At 65.8% G+C, this 18,997-nt stretch carries 11 protein-coding genes; 8 read left to right on the top strand and 3 right to left on the bottom strand.

Annotated elements, in window-relative coordinates; translation table 11 throughout:
• Positions 1 to 42: 42 nt before the first annotated feature.
• The 6 genes from lepA (at position 43) to ACMGDH_RS12075 (ending at position 5,505) form a co-directional block, all read left to right on the top strand.
• Positions 43 to 1,851: a translation elongation factor 4 gene (lepA, locus tag ACMGDH_RS12100; protein ID WP_436828176.1), complete on the top strand. Its 1,809-nt coding sequence runs from the start codon at positions 43 to 45 to the stop codon at positions 1,849 to 1,851.
• 134 nt (positions 1,852 to 1,985) lie between these two features.
• Positions 1,986 to 2,552 carry a hypothetical protein gene (locus ACMGDH_RS12095; protein WP_436828175.1) on the top strand — a complete coding sequence of 189 codons (567 nt, stop codon included), beginning with the start codon at positions 1,986 to 1,988 and terminating at the stop codon, positions 2,550 to 2,552.
• 126 nt (positions 2,553 to 2,678) lie between these two features.
• Positions 2,679 to 3,431, top strand: coding sequence for a molybdate ABC transporter substrate-binding protein (gene modA / locus ACMGDH_RS12090; protein ID WP_436828174.1), 753 nt, complete (start codon positions 2,679 to 2,681; stop codon positions 3,429 to 3,431).
• Positions 3,432 to 3,433: 2 nt separating this feature from the next.
• Positions 3,434 to 4,123: a molybdate ABC transporter permease subunit gene (gene modB, locus ACMGDH_RS12085; protein WP_436828173.1), complete on the top strand. Its 690-nt coding sequence runs from the start codon at positions 3,434 to 3,436 to the stop codon at positions 4,121 to 4,123.
• Positions 4,113 to 4,724: an ATP-binding cassette domain-containing protein gene (locus ACMGDH_RS12080; RefSeq protein WP_436828172.1), complete on the top strand. Its 612-nt coding sequence runs from the start codon at positions 4,113 to 4,115 to the stop codon at positions 4,722 to 4,724. The genes modB and ACMGDH_RS12080 overlap by 11 nt, the downstream gene beginning before the upstream one ends.
• A gap of 58 nt (positions 4,725 to 4,782) precedes the next feature.
• Positions 4,783 to 5,505, top strand: a complete 723-nt coding sequence (locus ACMGDH_RS12075) for an SDR family oxidoreductase (RefSeq protein WP_436828171.1) — start codon at positions 4,783 to 4,785, stop codon at positions 5,503 to 5,505.
• Between the two features lie 13 nt (positions 5,506 to 5,518).
• Here ACMGDH_RS12075 and ACMGDH_RS12070 read toward each other — a convergent pair whose 3' ends face one another.
• From ACMGDH_RS12070 to rpoB, 3 genes are all read right to left on the bottom strand, one after another.
• Entirely contained in the window at positions 5,519 to 6,550 is a 1,032-nt protein-coding gene (locus tag ACMGDH_RS12070; protein ID WP_436828170.1) for an aldo/keto reductase, read from the bottom strand.
• A gap of 339 nt (positions 6,551 to 6,889) precedes the next feature.
• Positions 6,890 to 11,173, bottom strand: a complete 4,284-nt coding sequence (gene rpoC / locus ACMGDH_RS12065; RefSeq protein ID WP_436828169.1) for a DNA-directed RNA polymerase subunit beta' — start codon at positions 11,171 to 11,173, stop codon at positions 6,890 to 6,892.
• Positions 11,174 to 11,253: 80 nt separating this feature from the next.
• Entirely contained in the window at positions 11,254 to 15,438 is a 4,185-nt protein-coding gene (rpoB, locus tag ACMGDH_RS12060) for a DNA-directed RNA polymerase subunit beta (RefSeq protein WP_436828168.1), read from the bottom strand.
• A 339-nt stretch (positions 15,439 to 15,777) separates the two neighbouring features.
• On the opposite strand from rpoB, the gene ACMGDH_RS12055 reads away from it, so the two are divergent.
• Positions 15,778 to 17,700 carry a CocE/NonD family hydrolase gene (locus ACMGDH_RS12055; protein ID WP_436828167.1) on the top strand — a complete coding sequence of 641 codons (1,923 nt, stop codon included), beginning with the start codon at positions 15,778 to 15,780 and terminating at the stop codon, positions 17,698 to 17,700.
• Between the two features lie 65 nt (positions 17,701 to 17,765).
• Positions 17,766 to 18,968: a S41 family peptidase gene (locus tag ACMGDH_RS12050; protein ID WP_436828166.1), complete on the top strand. Its 1,203-nt coding sequence runs from the start codon at positions 17,766 to 17,768 to the stop codon at positions 18,966 to 18,968.
• The last annotated feature ends 29 nt before the right edge of the window (positions 18,969 to 18,997 follow it).

Below are 18,997 nucleotides of genomic sequence, written 5' to 3'. Positions count from 1 at the left end.
ATGCTTCGCAAGCCGCCTCGCCGCTGCTAACGCGCGGCGATCATGGCGACCGAACTTTCCAAGATCCGCAATTTCTCGATCATCGCGCACATCGACCACGGCAAGTCGACGCTGGCCGACCGGTTGATCCAGCGCACCGGCGGGCTTTCCGAGCGCGAGATGAGCGCGCAGGTGCTCGACAACATGGACATCGAGAAGGAGCGGGGCATCACCATCAAGGCGCAGACCGTGCGCCTCGAGTGGAAGGGGCATGTCCTCAACCTGATGGACACGCCGGGCCACGTCGATTTCGCCTATGAAGTCTCGCGCAGCCTGGCCGCGTGCGAGGGCGCGCTGCTGGTGGTCGATGCGGCGCAGGGCGTGGAGGCGCAGACGCTCGCCAACGTCTATCAGTCGATCGAGCACGACCACGAGATCATACCGGTCATCAACAAGATCGACCTGCCCTCGGCCGAGCCCGAGAAGGTCAAGAACGAGATCGAGGAGATCATCGGCCTCGACGCTTCGAATGCTGTGCTCGCCAGCGCCAAGTCCGGCATCGGCATCGACGAGATCCTCGACGCGATCGTCGAGCGGATCCCGGCGCCCAAGGGCGACGCCGACGCGCCGCTCAAGGCGATGCTCGTCGATAGCTGGTACGATCCCTATCTGGGCGTGGTCATCCTCGTCCGCGTGATCGACGGCTCGATCCGCAAGGGCCAGCAGATCAAGTTCATGGCGGCTGGCACCACGCACCTCGTCGACCGCGTCGGCGCGTTCCGCCCCAAGATCGAGCAACTGCCTGACCTTGGCCCCGGCGAGATCGGCTTCATCACCGCGCAGATCAAGGAAGTCGCCCAGGCACGCGTCGGCGACACGCTGACCGACGCGAAACGCCCCGCCGCCGAGCCGCTGGCAGGGTTCAAGGAAGTCCAGCCGGTGGTGTTCTGCGGGCTTTTCCCGGTCGATGCGGCCGATTTCGAGAAGCTGCGCGAGTCGATCTCGAAGCTGCGGCTGAACGACGCCTCGTTCAGCTTCGAGATGGAGACTTCGGCCGCGCTGGGCTTCGGCTTCCGCTGCGGCTTCCTGGGCCTGCTGCATCTGGAGATCATCCAGGAGCGGCTGACTCGCGAATACGACCTCGACCTCATTACCACCGCACCTTCGGTGGTCTACAAGATGCGGCTCACCAAGGCCGCGGGGGAGGCGCAGGGCCAGGAGCTCGAACTCCACAATCCCGCCGACATGCCCGATCCCAACCGGATCGAGGAAATCGAGGAGCCGTGGATCAAGGCCGTGATCTACGTCCCCGACGAATATCTCGGCTCGATCCTCAAGCTCTGTCAGGATCGCCGCGGCATTCAGCGGGACCTGACCTACGTCGGCGGCCGCGCGCAGCTCACCTATGAGCTGCCGCTCAACGAAGTCGTGTTCGATTTCTACGATCGGCTGAAGAGCATCTCGCGCGGCTATGCCAGCTTCGATTACGAGCAGATCGGCCACCGGCCGGGCGACCTCGTCAAGATGAGCATCCTCGTCAACAATGAGCCGGTGGATGCGCTGAGCATGATCGTCCACCGCTCGACTGCCGAGAGCCGCGGACGCGGGATGTGCGAGCGGCTCAAGGACCTGATCCCGCGCCATTTGTTCAAAATCCCGATCCAGGCGGCGATCGGCGGCAAGGTGATCGCGCGCGAGACGATTGCGGCTCTGCGCAAGGACGTGACCGCAAAATGCTATGGCGGCGACATCAGCCGCAAGCGCAAGCTTCTGGAAAAGCAGAAGGAAGGCAAGAAGCGGATGCGCGAGTATGGCTCGGTGCAGATTCCGCAGGAGGCTTTCATCGCAGCGCTGCGGATGGGCGAGGAGTAGGCCGAGTCGGCGGGTGCAAAACGGGCTCGCGGGTCGATTCGTCTTGCCCGTGGCTCGTCTCGTCCTGCCAGACACATGGCTATCGACTGTTGGATGGTTATCTCTTTGTGGAAGCCACAACAGGAGATTTTTGGATGAGGAATACCGCATCGATTGCCGCCGCAGCCCTTGCTTTCATGGCAGTGCCGGCGACAGCCCATGCGCAGACTGCCACCGCGCCGCAGCCTGCGCAGGCTACGGCGCAGCCCGCCGCCGGCGCGACTGTCTATGACGCCCAGGGCAATGAAGTAGGCAAGATCGAAAGCGTCGCGAACGGATCCGCCGTCGTGTTCACCGGCACCAGCCGCGCCGCAATTCCGCTCACCAGCTTCGGCACGAGCCCCAAGGGGCCGACGCTGGGCATGACCCGGGCGGAGCTCGACGCGGCGTCGCAGAACTCGGCGACGACGCAGGTCCGCTCGCGACTGACCCCGGGCGCCGAAGTGCGCGGCCAGAACGGCGCGGTGCTCGGCAAGGTGAAGGCCGTCGAGGGCGACAATGTCATCGTCACCGCCGCAAGTGGCAATGCCGAGGCGCGTGTGCCGCTCAGCGGGTTCGGCGTGAACGAGCAGGGTGTGTTCATTGGCATGAGCCAGGCCCAGTTCGATGCGGCCATTGGCGCTTCTGCCGGCGCGGCCACTCCGAGCACGCCTGCCCAGTAAGGCAGTTCGCCAATACCAAGAACGCGGGCGCGGCCATCCGGCCGCGCCCTTTGCGTGTCTGGAGATGTCGACGCCCGCGCGCCGGGGCGATAGGAGGGCGCGATGGCTAATCGCGAAGGGCCCCGAATGGATCGTCGCTATCTGCTCGGCGGACTGGGGTTCGCGGCTCTGGGCGCCGGCGCTTTGGCGTGGGGCTGGAGGCGGGGCGAGACGCAGGCGCCGCTGGTGCTGGCAGCCGCCAGTCTGCAGGACGCGATGCGTGCCGCGGCCGACGCCTGGGCGGCGAAGGGACATACGGCGCCGGTCTGCTCGTTCGCGGCATCCTCGGCGCTTGCCAGGCAGATACTCGCCGGCGCGAGAGCCGACCTCTTCGTCAGCGCCGACGAACCGTGGATGGACGAAGTCGAGCGCGCGGGAAGGATCGTCGCAGGGACGCGCAGCATAGTGGCGGGAAACGCGCTGGTGATCGTGCGTCCCGCTGGAGCCGCTGTGGAGGGGCCGGTACTGGGGGGCGGGCGCATCGCTATCGCCGATCCCGATGCGGTGCCTGCGGGGCGCTATGCGAAGGCAGCGCTCGAACATCTCGGGCTTTGGGAGCAGGCTGAGCCGCGGTTGGTCCGTGCGGAGAATGTGCGTGCGACGCTTGCGCTGGTCGAGCGCGGTGCGGCGCAATGGGGGCTGGTCTATGCCACCGATGCGCGCGCTTCGGACAAGGTGCAGGTGGCGCAGGTGCTGCCTGCCGAGAGCCACCCGCCGATCCGCTATCCCGTCGCGCGGCTTTCCGCCTCGCGCAGCCCCGATGCCGAGCCATTCCGCCAGTTTTTGCTCGCACCTGAGGGCCAGAGCATCCTGCGGCGCTTCGGCTTCACGGCGCCCTGACCGTGCTCAGCCCCGCCGAATGGGAGATCGTGAGGTTGTCGCTCCAGGTGGGGGCGGTGGCGGTGCTGGCGTGCCTGCCGCTCGCGTTCGGCCTGGCCTATCTGCTCGCGCGCGGACGCTTTCCGGGCAAGGTGCTGCTCGACGGGATCATCCATCTGCCGCTGGTGGTGCCGCCGGTGGTGACGGGCTGGCTGCTGCTGCTCGCCTTTGCGCCTGCGGGGCCCGCGGGCGCGCTGCTCGAGCGGTTTTTCGGGACGACCGTGTTGTTCCGCTGGACCGGCGCTGCGATCGCCGCGGGAGTGATGGCGCTGCCACTGATGGTCCGCGCGATGCGACTTTCCATCGAATCCGTCGATCGGCGGCTCGAGCAAGCCGCGCGCACGCTGGGGGCTGACCGGTGGCGCGCATTCTGGTCGATCACGCTGCCGCTGAGCCTGCCCGGCTTGATTGCGGGCGCGGTGCTCGGCTTCGCACGCGCGCTGGGCGAGTTCGGCGCGACGATCACTTTCGTGTCCAACGTGCCAGGGCAGACCCAGACGCTGCCGCTTGCGATCTATGCCGCCCTCCAGACGCCCGGTGGCGAAGCGATGGTGCTGCGGCTGGCCGGCATCTCGGTGCTGCTGTCGTTGCTCGCGCTGCTCGCCTCGGAGTTGATCGCGCGGCGAGCGGGGCGGGGGCTGCATGTCCTTTGACATCGATGTCGCGAAGCGGCTCGGCGACGCCGAGGTCGCCTGCCGCATCGTGCCCGAACCCGGACTCACCGTGCTGTTCGGCCCGTCCGGCGTCGGCAAGACGAGCGTGCTCCAGATGGTCGCCGGCCTGATCGAGCCCGATGAGGGACATGTTCGTGTGGGCACCGAGACGCTGTTCGACGCGGCGCTCGGGATCGATCTTCCCCCCGAGGCACGCCGCGCCGGCTATGTCTTCCAGGAGCCGCGGCTGTTTCCCCATCTCAGAGTCCGTGCCAATCTGCTCTACGGCTGGCGTGCGGGGGCGGGGGCAGTGGACGTCGACGAGACGATCGCGCTGCTCGGGCTGGCGCATCTGCTCGACCGCTGGCCGCGCACGCTTTCGGGCGGCGAGGCGCGCCGCGTCGCGATCGGCCGCGCGCTGCTTTCCGATCCCGCCTTCCTGCTGCTCGACGAACCGCTCTCCTCGCTCGATCGTGCCCGCCGCGAGGAAATCATGGCGCTGATCGAGCGGTTGCGCGATTCACTTGGCCTGCCGATCCTGATGGTCACCCACGATCGCGCTGAAGCCGAACGGCTCGGGAATCGCATCATCGAGATGTAAGCCCGCGCAACGCTAGCGTCCCTCCCGAGTTGAGCGACTGCAACCAGCGGAGCCGGCTATGCTCGAAGGAAAGCGCGTGCTCGTCACCGGCGGTGCCGGCGCGGTCGGCCGCGCAGTCGCTGAGCGAATGATCGCTGCCGGCGCGCGGGTGGTGATCGCGGATCGCCCGCAGGCCGACCTCGCGGCGGCGACCGAGGCGCTGGGCGGAAGGATCGAAGCGGTTGCGGCGGATCTCGCCAGCCCCGCGGGCGTGGACGCGATGTTCGCGCGTGCCGACCAGTGGCTGGGCGGGCTCGACATCCTGATCGCCTGTGCTGGAGTGGGCTCGGGGCCGCTGATGGAGATGGACGATGCCGGCTGGCGCTATGTGATCGAGAGCAATCTTGCCAGCTATGTCGCCTGCACCAAGGGCGCGATCGACCGCATCCGGGCGGGCGGCACGCGCGAGGGCATGATCATCCTCGTCGGATCGATCAGCGTCCATATCAAGGCAGTGGGCGAGAGCGTGTACAACGCCGCCAAGGGTGGCGTCGCGAGCTTCGCCGAGACGCTGCGCAAGGAGATGATCCCCGAGGCGATTCGCGTCACTTTGATCGAGCCGGGGGCGATCGGATCGGCGATGCAGCCCTATCCGCCCGAGGAGCGCGCCCGCCAGATCGCCGAGCACAAGATGCTCGATCCGGCGCAGGTGGCCGAGGCGATCCTGTTCGCCGCCACCCGGCCGCCGGGCGTGGACGTGGTCACGCTCCGGATCGAGCCGCTCGACCAGAAGATCTGGTGAGCGGCCCGTCGGTTCACCAGCGTGTCGGCTTGGGGTTGCGCTCGTCGAAGCCCATCTGGTGCCAATAGGGGTAGGGCGGGGTCCTGCTGCTCGCGGTGTCGAGCCGTTCGATCTGATCGGGCGTAAGCGTCCAGCCGACCGCGTCCAGATTGGACTTGAGCTGCTCCTCGTTGCGCGCGCCGATCACGATGTTGGCGACGGTGGGACGGCTCAGCAGCCAGTTGAGCGCGACTTGCGGGACGGTTTTGCCCGTCTCCGCTGCGATCGCGTCGAGCACATCGACGATGTCGTAGAGCTGCTCCATGTCGGCGGGCGGGCCCCCGACATCCCCGCCAGCCGCGATGCGCCCCTCGGGCAGCGGCTGGCCGCGGCGGATTTTGCCGGTGAGGCGCCCCCAGCCGAGCGGGCTCCACACCATCAGACCCACGCCCTGGTCCAGCCCAAGCGGCATCAGTTCCCATTCGTAGTCGCGCCCGATCAGCGAATAATAGCCCTGATAGGCGACATAGCGGCCCAGCCCGTATTTCTCGGAGGTGGCGAGCGACTTCATCAGGTGCCAGCCCGAGAAGTTGGACGCGCCGATATAACCGATCTTGCCCGCGCTGATCAGGTCGTCGAGCGCGCGCAGCGTCTCCTCCACCGGCGTCAGCGCATCGAAGCCGTGCATGAAATACAGGTCGATATGATCGGTCCCGAGCCGCTTTAGGCTGGCTTCGGCAGCACGGACGATATGATAGCGCGACGACCCCTTGTCGTTGGGCCCGCTGCCCATCGAGAAGGTGCCCTTGGTCGAGATCAGCAGCTTGTCGCGTCGGCCCTTGATCGCTTGGCCGAGGATCTCCTCCGAAGCGCCAGTCGAATAGGTGTCGGCGGTGTCGAAGAAATTCACTCCGGCTTCCAGGCACAGGTCGACCATACGCGTCGCCTCGGCGACGTCGGTCTTGCCCCATCGGCCGAAGAACTCGCTGGTCCCGCCGAAGGTGGCGGTGCCGAGGCTGAGAACGGGCACCTTGAGCCCTGAACGGCCGAGTTGACGATGTTCCATGAAGACTCTCCGAACCGATGGTGATCGCGTCGGAGATGCAGCGCACAGCCTCGTGAATCAACGCCGCGCCGGCACGGAATCCTGCATCGACGCTTGCGCGACAGACATGCGCCGCAGCGGCAGGCCCGGTGTCCATCTCGCCGAGATGGAAACGCCCCGTTCGCCCGGAGCTTGTCGAAGGGCGACCTTCGAGCGGATGGCGGTTGGGAAGCGCCCTTCGACAGGCTCAGGGCGAGCGGGGATGGCTCAACGAGGAGAGCCTCCAAAAGAAAACCGCCGCCCGGTTTCCCGGGCGGCGGTTTCTCATTTCAGCGCTGATGAGCGGCTGAACTCAGGCGATCACTCTTCGCCTTCATTCAGATACTCGCCGGCGTCCGCGTCGGTGCCGTGGCCCGAGGCGACCACCGTTGCCAGCGGATCGTCACCGGTACCGGTGTCGTCGCGCGGGCTGCGGGCGTTCTCTGCCGCGCGCAGCTCCTCGGCCGAGGCCGGAGCGATGAGCGAGGCTTCCTGCATCCGCTTCTGCGCCACGCGGAGCGCCGCGTCACGCGACGAGGCCGCCACGCGCAGGCGGTTCATGCCCGCACCGGTACCGGCGGGGATGAGACGGCCGACGATCACGTTCTCCTTGAGGCCGATCAGCGTGTCCTGCTTGCCCTGGACCGCCGCCTCGGTGAGGACGCGGGTGGTCTCCTGGAACGACGCTGCCGAGATGAAGCTACGGGTCTGCAGCGACGCCTTGGTGATGCCGAGCAGGATCGGCTTGCCCTGTGCGGGCTGCTGGCCCTTCTCGAGCTTCGCGTTCTGCTCGTCCATCTCGTCGCGGTCGAGCTGCTCGCCCACCAGGAGCGTGGTGTCGCCGGAGTCGATGATCTCGACCTTCTGCAGCATCTGGCGAACGATCACCTCGATGTGCTTGTCGTTGATCTTCACACCCTGCAGTCGATAGACTTCCTGGATTTCCGACACGAGATATTCCGCGAGCGGCTCGATACCGAGCACTTCGAGGATGTCGTGCGGATCGGGGCTGCCGCCGATCAGGTTGTCGCCACGCTTGACGTAGTCGCCTTCCTGAACGTCGATCACCTTCGACTTCGGAACCAGATACTCCACGACCTCGCCGCCGTCCTCGGGCATGATCCCGATCTTGCGCTTGGCCTTGTAGTCCTTGCCGAACACGACGCGGCCCGAGACCTTCGCGATGATCGCATTCTCCTTGGGCTTGCGCGCCTCGAAGAGCTCGGCGACGCGCGGCAGACCGCCGGTGATGTCGCGGGTCTTGGCGGACTCGCGAGCGACACGGGCGAGAACGTCGCCGCCCTGCACCGTCGCACCATCCTCGACCGAGATCACCGCGCCCGGAGCGAGCATGTAGCGCGCAGCTTCGCTCGCCGCGTCGCCGGTGAGGGTGAGGCGAGGACGCAGGTCCTCCTTCTTGCCCGCACCGCGGAACTCGGTGACGACGCGCTGGGCGATGCCCGTCGCTTCGTCGACCTGCTCGGTCATGGTCTTGCCGTCGATCAGATCCTGGTACTTTACCACGCCGCCGGTCTCGGTGATCACCGGCATGGTGAACGGATCCCACTCCGCCATGCGGTCGCCCGCAGAGACGATGTGGCCGTCATCCATCAGCACATATGCGCCATAGGGAATGCGGTGCACCGCCAGCTCGCGGCCGTCCATATCGACGATCGCGATCTCACCCGAGCGGCTGAGCACCACGCGGCGGCCACGCTGATCGACGATGACGCGCAGGTCGCGATACTCGATCGTGCCGTCGACCGGCGCTTCGAGGTTCGACTGCTCGTTGAGCTGTGCCGCGCCGCCGATGTGGAAGGTACGCATCGTCAGCTGCGTGCCAGGCTCACCGATCGACTGCGCCGCGATGACGCCGACCGCTTCACCGATGTTGACCGGCGTACCGCGGGCGAGGTCACGCCCGTAGCACTTGCCGCAGACACCGATCCGCGCTTCGCAGACCAGCGGCGAGCGGATCTTCATCCCCTGAACGCCGATGGCCTCGATCTGTGTGATCATCGCCTCGTCGAGCAGCGTGCCCGACGGGATGACGACCTCGTTGGTCTTCGGATCGACCACGTCCTCGGCCGTGGTGCGGCCCAGGATGCGCTCGCCGAGCGAGGCGATGACGCTGCCGCCCTGGACGATCGCCTTCATCTCGAGAGCGCGCTCGGTTCCGCAATCCTCCTCCATGATGACGCAGTCTTGCGACACGTCGACCAGGCGGCGGGTGAGGTAGCCCGAGTTGGCGGTCTTCAGTGCGGTGTCCGCGAGGCCCTTGCGGGCGCCGTGGGTCGAGTTGAAGTATTCAAGGACGGTCAGACCTTCCTTGAAGTTCGAGATGATCGGCGTCTCGATGATCTCGCCCGAAGGCTTGGCCATCAGGCCGCGCATGCCGGCGAGCTGCTTGATCTGCGCCTGCGAACCGCGGGCGCCCGAGTGCGCCATCATGTAGATCGAGTTGATCGGCAGCTCGCGACCGTTCTCGTCGCGCTTCACTGCCTTGATCTCGTCCATCATGGCCGCCGCCACCTGGTCGCCGCAGCGGCTCCAGGCGTCGATCACCTTGTTGTACTTCTCCTGCTGCGTGATCAGGCCGTCCTGATACTGCTGCTCGTAATCCTTCACGAGCGTGCGGGTCTCGTCGACCAGGCCCACCTTGGCATCCGGGATGATCATGTCGTCCTTGCCGAACGAGATGCCGGCCTTGAACGCGTGACGGAAGCCCAGCGCCATGATGGCGTCGGCGAACAGCACCGTCTCCTTCTGGCCGGTGTGGCGATAGACGGTGTCGATGACGTCGCCGATCTCCTTCTTGGTGAGGAGACGGTTGACCACTTCGAACGGCACCTTGTGGCTCTTCGGGAGCGTCTCGCCGAGCAGCATGCGGCCCGGCGTCGTCTCGAAGCGCTTCATATAGGTGCTGCCGGCCTCGTCCGTCTGCGGGACGCGGCTGATCACCTTCGAGTGGAGCGTCACCGCACCCGTGTCGAGCGCCTGGTGCACTTCGGCCATGTCGGCGAGCAGCATGCCTTCGCCCGGCTCGCCGGTCTTCTCCATCGAGAGATAGTAGAGGCCGAGAACCATGTCCTGCGACGGCACGATGATCGGCTTGCCGTTCGCGGGGCTGAGGATGTTGTTGGTCGACATCATCAGGACGCGCGCTTCCAGCTGGGCCTCCAGGCTCAGCGGAACGTGCACGGCCATCTGGTCACCGTCGAAGTCGGCGTTGAACGCCGAGCAGACCAGCGGGTGGAGCTGGATCGCCTTGCCTTCGATCAGCACCGGCTCGAACGCCTGGATGCCCAGGCGGTGGAGCGTCGGCGCGCGGTTGAGCAGGACCGGGTGCTCGCGAATGACTTCGTCGAGGATGTCCCAGACTTCCTTGCGCTCCTTCTCGACCCACTTCTTCGCCTGCTTGAGGGTCATCGACAGACCCTTGGCGTCGAGGCGGGCGTAGATGAACGGCTTGAACAGCTCGAGCGCCATCTTCTTCGGCAGGCCGCACTGGTGCAGCTTGAGCTCCGGACCGGTCACGATGACCGAGCGGCCCGAATAGTCGACGCGCTTGCCGAGCAGGTTCTGACGGAAGCGGCCCTGCTTGCCCTTGAGCATGTCGGACAGCGACTTGAGCGGACGCTTGTTGGCACCGGTGATCGTGCGGCCGCGGCGGCCGTTGTCGAACAGCGCATCGACCGCTTCCTGCAGCATGCGCTTTTCGTTGCGGACGATGATGTCCGGCGCGCGCAGCTCCATGAGGCGCTTGAGGCGGTTGTTACGGTTGATCACGCGGCGATACAGATCGTTCAGATCCGAAGTCGCGAAGCGGCCGCCGTCGAGCGGCACCAGCGGGCGCAGCTCGGGCGGAATGACCGGGATCACGTCCAGGATCATCCACTCGGGGCGGTTGCCCGAGTCGATGAAGCTCTCGACGACCTTCAGGCGCTTGATGATCTTCTTGGGCTTCAGCTCCGACTTGGTCTCAGCCAGCTCCTTCAGAAGCTCTTCGCGCTCGCCCTCGAGGTCGAGGTCCATGAGCATGATCTTGACTGCCTCGGCCCCGATGCCGGCCGAGAACGCGTCTTCGCCATATTCGTCCTGCGCGTCGAGCAGCTCGTCCTCGGTGAGGAGCTGGAACTTCTCGAGCGGAGTCAGGCCGGGTTCGGTGACGATGTAGCTCTCGAAGTAGAGCACGCGCTCGAGCTGCTTGAGCTGCATGTCGAGCAGCAGGCCGATGCGCGACGGCAGCGACTTGAGGAACCAGATGTGCGCGACCGGTGCGGCGAGCTCGATATGGCCCATGCGCTCGCGGCGGACCTTCGAGACGGTGACCTCGACGCCGCACTTCTCGCAGACGATCCCCTTGTACTTCATGCGCTTGTACTTGCCGCACAGGCACTCGTAATCCTTGATCGGACCGAAGATGCGCGCGCAGAACAGGCCGTCACGCTCGGGCTTGAACGTGCGATAGTTGATCGTCTCGGGCTTCTTGATCTCGCCGAACGACCAGCTGCGGATGCGGTCGGGCGAAGCGATGCCGATCTGGATCTGGTCGAAGGTCTCCGGCTTGGCGACCGGGTTCGCGAAATTGGTAAGTTCGTTCATATCTTGTGTCCCTCTGGAGGGTCAAATTCCTGGCAGCAGCGGAAAGGGGAGGGCGCTACCCGAAGGCAGCGCCCCACCTGTCACTCCGCTGCGATCGCGACGCCGTCCTCGTCGAACCCGAGATCCTCGTTGTTCTTCAATTCGACGTTGAGACCCAGCGAGCGCATTTCCTTGACGAGCACGTTGAAGCTCTCCGGAATGCCAGCCTCGAACGTGTCGTCGCCCTTGACGATCGCTTCGTAGACCTTGGTGCGGCCGACCACGTCGTCGGACTTCACCGTCAGCATCTCCTGGAGCGTGTACGCCGCGCCATAAGCCTGCAGCGCCCACACTTCCATTTCGCCGAAGCGCTGGCCGCCGAACTGCGCCTTACCGCCCAGCGGCTGCTGGGTGACGAGGCTGTACGGCCCGATCGAACGCGCGTGGATCTTGTCGTCCACGAGATGGTGGAGCTTCAGGACATATTTGTAGCCCACGGTCACCTTGCGATCGAACGCGTCGCCGGTGCGGCCGTCGAACAGCGTCACCTGGCCCGATTCGTCGAGTCCGGCCAGCTTCAGCATGGCAGTCACGTCGGCCTCGACTGCGCCGTCGAACACCGGGGTGTCCATCGGAACGCCCGAGCGGACGTTCTGCGCGAGGTCGATCAGCTGATCGGGCGAGCGCCGCTCGATCTCATCGACATAGTTCTCGCCATAGACGGTCTTGAGGATGTCCTTCACCGCTTCCGGCGCCTGGCCCGGCTTCGGATCGGGGTTCGCTGCCCGCCATGCGTCGAGCGCTTCGCCGATCTTGTTGCCGAGGCCGCGCGCGGCCCAGCCGAGGTGGGTCTCGAAGATCTGGCCGACGTTCATGCGCGACGGCACGCCCAGCGGGTTCAGCACGAAGTCGACCGGCGTGCCGTCCTCGAGGAACGGCATGTCTTCCTGCGGCAGGATCCGCGAGATGATGCCCTTGTTGCCGTGGCGGCCGGCCATCTTGTCGCCCGGCTGCAGCTTGCGCTTCACCGCGACGAACACCTTGACCATCTTGAGCACGCCCGGGGGCAGCTCGTCGCCGCGTTCGAGCTTCTCGCGGCGGTCCTCGAACTTGTCCTTGATGCGCTTCACGGCCTCGTCATACTGGCCCTTCACCGCTTCGAGGTTCGCCTGGACCGCATCGTCCTGCACCGCGAACTTCCACCACTCGTGGCGATCGACGCTGTCGAGCAGATCCTCGTCGATCGTCGAGCCCTTCTTGAGGCCCTTCGGCGTGGCGGTCGCGACCTGACCGAGCAGCATTTCCTTCAGGCGCGACCAGGTCGCGCGGTTGAGGATGTTGCGCTCGTCGTCCGAGTCCTTCTTCAGGCGCTCGATCTCTTCGCGCTCGATCGCCAGCGCGCGCTCGTCCTTGTCGATGCCGTGGCGGTTGAAGACCCGCACGTCGACCACCGTGCCGGTGACCCCCGGGGGCAGGCGGAGCGAGGTGTCACGCACGTCGCTGGCCTTCTCACCGAAGATCGCACGGAGGAGCTTCTCTTCCGGCGTCATCGGCGATTCACCCTTGGGGGTGATCTTGCCGACCAGGATGTCGCCCGGCTCCACTTCGGCGCCGATGTAGACGATGCCTGCCTCGTCGAGGTTGCGCAGCGCTTCCTCGCCGACGTTCGGGATGTCGCGGGTGATGTCCTCCGGCCCGAGCTTGGTGTCGCGGGCCATCACTTCGAACTCGTCGATGTGGATCGACGTGAACACGTCGTCCTTCACGATCCGCTCGGAGATCAGGATCGAGTCCTCATAGTTGTAGCCGTTCCAGGGCATGAACGCGACGAGCACGTTGCGGCCCAGCGCCAGCTCGCCGAACTCGGTCGACGGACCGTCGGCGATGATGTCGCCGGCGGCGACCACATCGCCCACCTTCACCAGCGGGCGCTGGTTGATGCAGGTCGACTGGTTGGAGCGCTGGAACTTCATCAGCGTGTAGATGTCGACGCCGCTCTCGCTGGCGTTCACCTCACCCGTGGCGCGGATGACGATACGCGTCGCGTCGACCTGGTCGACCACGCCGCCGCGGCGTGCGCCGATCGCGGCGCCCGAATCGCGGGCGACGGTCTCTTCCATACCGGTGCCGACGAAGGGCGCTTCCGCCTTCACCAGCGGCACTGCCTGGCGCTGCATGTTCGAGCCCATCAGCGCGCGGTTCGCGTCGTCCTTCTCGAGGAAGGGGATCAGCGACGCGGCCACCGACACGAGCTGCTTGGGGCTCACGTCCATCAGCGTGATCTGATCGGGGAGCGCCATCAGGAACTCGCCCGCCTGGCGTGCCGACACCAGATCCTCGGTGAAGCGGCTTTCCGCATCGAGCTCGGCCGAGGCCTGCGCGATCGTGTGCTTGGCCTCTTCCATCGCCGACAGGTAGACGACCTCGTTGCTCACCTTGCCGTCCACGACCTTGCGGTACGGCGTCTCGATGAAGCCGTACTTGTTGACGCGCGAGAAGCTCGCCAGCGAGTTGATCAGGCCGATGTTCGGGCCTTCCGGCGTCTCGATCGGGCAGATGCGGCCATAGTGCGTCGGATGGACGTCGCGGACTTCGAAGCCTGCGCGCTCACGCGTGAGGCCGCCCGGCCCGAGCGCCGAGACGCGACGCTTGTGCGTCACTTCGGAGAGCGGGTTGGTCTGGTCCATGAACTGCGAGAGCTGCGACGAACCGAAGAACTCACGCACCGCGGCGACCGCGGGCTTGGCGTTGATCAGGTCGTTCGGCATCACGGTCGACACGTCGACCGAGCTCATGCGCTCCTTCACGGCGCGCTCCATGCGGAGCAGGCCGACGCGATACTGGTTCTCCAGCAGCTCGCCCACCGAGCGGACGCGACGATTGCCGAGGTTGTCGATGTCGTCGACTTCGCCCTTGCCGTCCTTGAGGTCGACCAGCGTCTTGACGACCGCGAGGATGTCCTCGGTGCGCAGCGTGGTCACCGTATCCGGCGCGTCGAGCTCGAGGCGCATGTTGAGCTTCACGCGGCCGACGGCCGACAGATCGTAGCGCTCGGGATCGAAGAACAGGCCAGCGAACAGCGACTCTGCCGTTTCGAGCGTCGGCGGCTCGCCGGGGCGCATGACGCGGTAGATATCGGACAGCGCCTGCTCGCGCTCCTCGGCCTTGTCGGCCTTGAGCGTATTGCGGATCCACGGGCCGGTGGCCATGTGATCGATGTCGAGCAGCTCGATGCGATCGATGCCCGCCTTGTCGAGCTTCTCGAGGTTCTCGGCCGACACTTCGTCGCCCGCCTCGATGTAGATCTCGCCGGTCGACTCGTTGATCAGATCATAGGCGCTGTAGCGGCCGAAGATCTCCTCGGTCGGGATCAGCAGCGTCTCGAGCCCGTCCTTCTGCGCCTTGTTGGCGGCACGCGGGCTGATCTTCTGGCCGGCCGGGAACACGATCTCGCCGGACTTAGCGTCGATGATGTCGAACATCGGCTTGGCGCCGCGCCAGTTCTCAGGCGCGAACGGGATCTGCCAGCCGCCCTGGCCACGGACGAAGGTCACGCGGTTGTAGAAATAGTTGAGGATGTCCTCGCTGTTCAGCCCCAGGGCATAGAGCAGCGTGGTGACCGGCAGCTTGCGCTTGCGATCGATGCGGACATTGACGATGTCCTTGGCGTCGAACTCGAAGTCGAGCCAGCTGCCGCGGTACGGAATGACCCGCGCGGCGAACAGATACTTGCCGCTGGCGTGGGTCTTGCCGCGGTCATGGTCGAACAGCACGCCCGGCGAACGGTGCATCTGGCTGACGATGACGCGCTCGGTGCCGTTGATGAAGAAGGTGCCGTTCTCGGTCATGAGCGGCATGTCGCCCATGTAGACGTCCTGTTCCTTGATATCGAGCACCGAACGGGCTTCCGTATCGGGATCCACCTCGAACACGATCAGGCGCAGCGTGACGCGCATCGGCGCCGCATAGGTGATGCCGCGCTGGCGGCACTCTTCCACGTCGAACTTCGGGGGCTCGAGCTCGTAGTTGACGAAATCGAGCTCGGCGGTGCCGGCGAAGTCGCGGATCGGGAAGACCGAGCGGAGAGTCTTCTCCAGCCCCGAGACATAGCCGATCGAGGGATCACTCCGCAGGAACTGCTCATAGGATTCGCGCTGAACCTCGATCAGGTTCGGCATTTCCACCACTTCGTGGATGTCGCCGAACACCTTGCGGATGCGGCGCTTCAGCGTGCCGCCTGAGCCTGCGCGCGTCTGCACGCTTTCCTCGATCGCCTTGGTTGCCATGGGTGATTTTGCCTCGTCAGCCGTAATTTCGGTGCCCCTGATCCGGGGCCGGGACGTGCGAAGAGACGCAGAAAGGCTGCTCGACTTCCTTTCGGAATTCGGCAGCTCCCGGCGTCCTCGTAAAACCGCAACTCCAATTCGACCGATGCGCTGCGCGACGGCGCATCATTTCCCGGTGCTGCGGTGTGACGGCGATATAGGTGCGCTGTTGGATTGTGTCAAATGCGCGGGCGACAAATTCGGGAAACGCCAACCTGCCTTTGCCTGGCGAAGGAGCGGCTCTTTTCATCGGCGCGACGAAGCGCCTACGGTGCTGCTTCTCAGGGAGATAGTCGCAAAATGAAAAACAGCTTGCTCGTCCTTCTCGCCGGAACCGCATTCCTGGCAGCACCGGCCTCCGCACAACAGGCCCAGCCCTTCAACGATATCCCGGCAAAGTTCACGCCCCCGGCGCAGCCCTCGGACTTCATCAAGCGCGAAGTGATGATCCCGATGCGCGACGGCGTGAAGCTCTACACGGTGATCGTGATCCCCGAGGGCGCGAAGAACGCGCCGATTCTGTTCACCCGCACGCCCTATAACGCCGCCGGGCGGGTCAAGCGTACCGACAGCACCAGAATGCTCAACGCTTTGCCTGAAGGCGACGAGGTTTTCGTCAAGGACGGCTATATCCGCGTATTCCAGGACATCCGCGGCAAATACGGCTCGGAAGGCGAGTACGTCATCACGCGTCCGCCGGTCGGCCCGCTCAACCCGACCAAGGTCGATCACACCACCGACGCGTGGGATTCGATCGACTGGCTGGTCAAGAACACGCCGGAGAGCAACGGCAAGGTCGGCATGCTCGGCTCGTCGTACGAAGGCTTCACGGTGGTCATGGCGCTGCTCAACCCGCACCCGGCGCTCAAGGTCGCCGCGCCCGAGAGCCCGATGATCGACGGCTGGATGGGTGACGACTGGTTCCACCACGGCGCCTTCCGCCTCGCCAACATCGGCTGGATCGGCTCGCAGACCGGCTACAAGGGCGACGGCAAGGCGCCCAACCGCCCCGACTGGGACGATTACGACACCTTCCGGCGGATCGGCTCGGCCGGCGAGTGGGCGAAGCAGTTCGGCTATGACCAGCTCCCGGCCTGGAACAAGATGAGCCAGCACGTCGCCTATGACGAATTCTGGCAGGGTCAGGCGCTCGACAAGCTGCTCGCCGCCAATCCCTCGAACGTCCCGACGCTGTGGGAGCAGGGCATCTGGGACCATGAGGACATGTACGGCGCGATCCACGCGTTCGAGGAGCTTCAGAAGACCAATCAGGCCGACAAGAACTTCCTGCTGATGGGCCCGTGGCGCCATTCGGGCTTCAACTACAACGGTTCGAAGCTCGGCGTCCTCGAGTTCGAGGGCGACACCGCGCTCCAGGCGCGTCGCGACATCCTGCTGCCGTTCTTCAACGCCTATCTGAAGGACGGCGCGCCGCCCTTCACGCCCGCCAAGGCGAGCTTCTACAACACCGGCGAGAACCGCTGGGAGTATCTCAACCAGTGGCCGCTCGCGTGCGAGAGCGGGTGCGGCGCCAAGCTCACTCCGATCTACCTCAAGCCAGCCGAAGCGCTGGGGTTCGACAAGCCGGGGCAGGGCTCGGATTCCTACGTCTCCGATCCGGCCAAGCCGGTTCCGCACCTGCCGCGCCCGGTCAACTTCCAGGACGGCCGCTGGTCGACCTATCTCGTCACCGACCAGCGTTTCGTCGACGGCCGGCCCGACGTGATGACCTACATGACCGAGCCGCTCACGGAGCCGGTCCGGGTTTCGGGTGCGCCGATCGCCGACCTCTTCGCCAAGACCACGGGCACCGACGGCGACTTCGTCGTCAAGGTGATCGACGTCTATCCCGACGAGATGGCGACCAAGAAGGAGATGGGCGGATTCCAGCTGCCGATCTCGATGGACATCTTCCGTGGCCGCTACCGGAACAGCTTCTCCAAGCCCGAGCCGATCCCGGCGAACAAGGTGCAGCAGTACAAGTTCCGCCTGCCGACGGTGAACCACGTCTTCCAGCCCGGGCACCGGATCATGGTCCAGGTCCAGTCGAGCCAGTTCCCGGTCTACGATCGCAACCCGCAGAAATATGTCCCCAACATCTTCTTCGCGAAGAAGGAGGATTATCAGAAGGCGACCGTGACGCTGATGTACGGCGGCGCGCAGTCGAGCAGCGTGCTGCTGCCGGTGGTGCCGCTCGATCAGTCGGCAGCCGCCGCGAAATAGGCTGCGCTTGAGGCACGCGGCGGCGTCCGTTACCGTATTGCGCTTGTAATGCGGGGGAGGGGCGGATGCTCCGCGTGCTCAAGTGGATCGTCGGGCTAGCATTGCTGGCTGTGATCGGCGTCGCCGCGTGGGACGTGGCGACGTTCGACCGCGCGGGCTGGCAGCGCGACTATGCGAAGCTCAAGCGCGAGATGGCGCAGGGCTATGCCAATCTCGACTGGATCCGCGAGCATCGCCAGCTCGATCTCGCCCGGCTGGATGCCGAGACGCAGGCATCGCTCGACGGCGCCTGGTCGCGTGTCCAGGCGTATCTCGCGCTACGGCGTTTCGTTGGCGCGTTTCACGATCCGCATTTGACCCTGGCGCTGTCGATGCGTGGGTCGCCCACGGTCGCGGCGACGCCCGAGGCGCAGCAGGAAGCGGCCGCGAGCCTGCCGATCGATGACTGCGAAGCAGCGGGCTACAGCGAGGACCACGACGGCTTCGCCGAACGCTGGGACGGGGTAACCGGCTGGCGCCCGCGCGGCGATACCGACGACGACTTCCCGATCGCGATGGTCGGCGACACCGGCATCCTGCGGATCGGCAGCTTCGACGATGCTCGCTATCTGGCTGCATGCCGCCGCGCCTTCCGTGCCGGAATGGATACCGAGACGCTGCATGGCGCAGCGCGGCGCCAGCTCAACATGGAGATCGTGCGAGCGATGGCGCAGCTCCGCGCGCAAGGCGCGAACCGGCTGCTCGTCGATGTGACCGGCAATGGCGGCGGCAGCGAATGGGTGGCTGAGGTCATTGCGTTGATGACTCCACGCCGGCTGGTGCGCGACGAGGCGCGACGCGTCGCCCCGCAGTGCGACCGGTCGGCGATCTGGAGCGGCGGCAGCGTCTGCCCGGTGCTGGGGGGCACGCCAGCGCGCGCCGAGATCGTGGGGAAAGACGCGTGGCGCGGTCCGCTTCTGATCTATGCGGATCGCGGCAGCGCCTCGGCCACCGAGGATTTCATCGCCTGGCTCCACCAGAACGAGGCTGCGGTGCTGATCGGCGAGAAGACGCTCGGCGCAGGCTGCGGCTATGTGAACGACGGCGGCCGCGTCCGCCTGGAACATGCCGGCGTGGAAATCCGCATGCCCAATTGCGCGCGCTTCCTGCCGAACGGCACCAACGAGATCGAAGGCCAGAAACCCGACATCCCACTCGTGGCCGAGGACGACAGGAGCTGGGCACGGGGGATGGAGGCGGTGTTGCGCCGGGTGTCGGTGCTGCGGTGATTCCGCAGGCCCTTCCGTCGGATTTCCCG

This window comes from Sphingomonas radicis, from assembly GCF_051400635.1.
Taxonomy (GTDB): domain Bacteria; phylum Pseudomonadota; class Alphaproteobacteria; order Sphingomonadales; family Sphingomonadaceae; genus Sphingomonas.
This window is presented reverse-complemented; position numbering and strand designations above follow the sequence as displayed.

What these genes read in the sequence shown, in the direction of transcription:
- lepA (WP_436828176.1), top strand. Translation starts at nt 43, where the DNA reads ATGGCGACCGAACTTTCCAAGATCCGCAATTTCTCGATCATCGCGCAC.
- ACMGDH_RS12095 (WP_436828175.1), top strand. Translation starts at nt 1,986, where the DNA reads ATGAGGAATACCGCATCGATTGCCGCCGCAGCCCTTGCTTTCATGGCA.
- modA (WP_436828174.1), top strand. Translation starts at nt 2,679, where the DNA reads ATGGATCGTCGCTATCTGCTCGGCGGACTGGGGTTCGCGGCTCTGGGC.
- ACMGDH_RS12080 (WP_436828172.1), top strand. Translation starts at nt 4,113, where the DNA reads ATGTCCTTTGACATCGATGTCGCGAAGCGGCTCGGCGACGCCGAGGTC.
- ACMGDH_RS12075 (WP_436828171.1), top strand. Translation starts at nt 4,783, where the DNA reads ATGCTCGAAGGAAAGCGCGTGCTCGTCACCGGCGGTGCCGGCGCGGTC.
- ACMGDH_RS12070 (WP_436828170.1), bottom strand. Translation starts at nt 6,550, where the DNA reads ATGGAACATCGTCAACTCGGCCGTTCAGGGCTCAAGGTGCCCGTTCTC.
- rpoC (WP_436828169.1), bottom strand. Translation starts at nt 11,173, where the DNA reads ATGAACGAACTTACCAATTTCGCGAACCCGGTCGCCAAGCCGGAGACC.
- rpoB (WP_436828168.1), bottom strand. Translation starts at nt 15,438, where the DNA reads ATGGCAACCAAGGCGATCGAGGAAAGCGTGCAGACGCGCGCAGGCTCA.
- ACMGDH_RS12055 (WP_436828167.1), top strand. Translation starts at nt 15,778, where the DNA reads ATGAAAAACAGCTTGCTCGTCCTTCTCGCCGGAACCGCATTCCTGGCA.
- ACMGDH_RS12050 (WP_436828166.1), top strand. Translation starts at nt 17,766, where the DNA reads ATGCTCCGCGTGCTCAAGTGGATCGTCGGGCTAGCATTGCTGGCTGTG.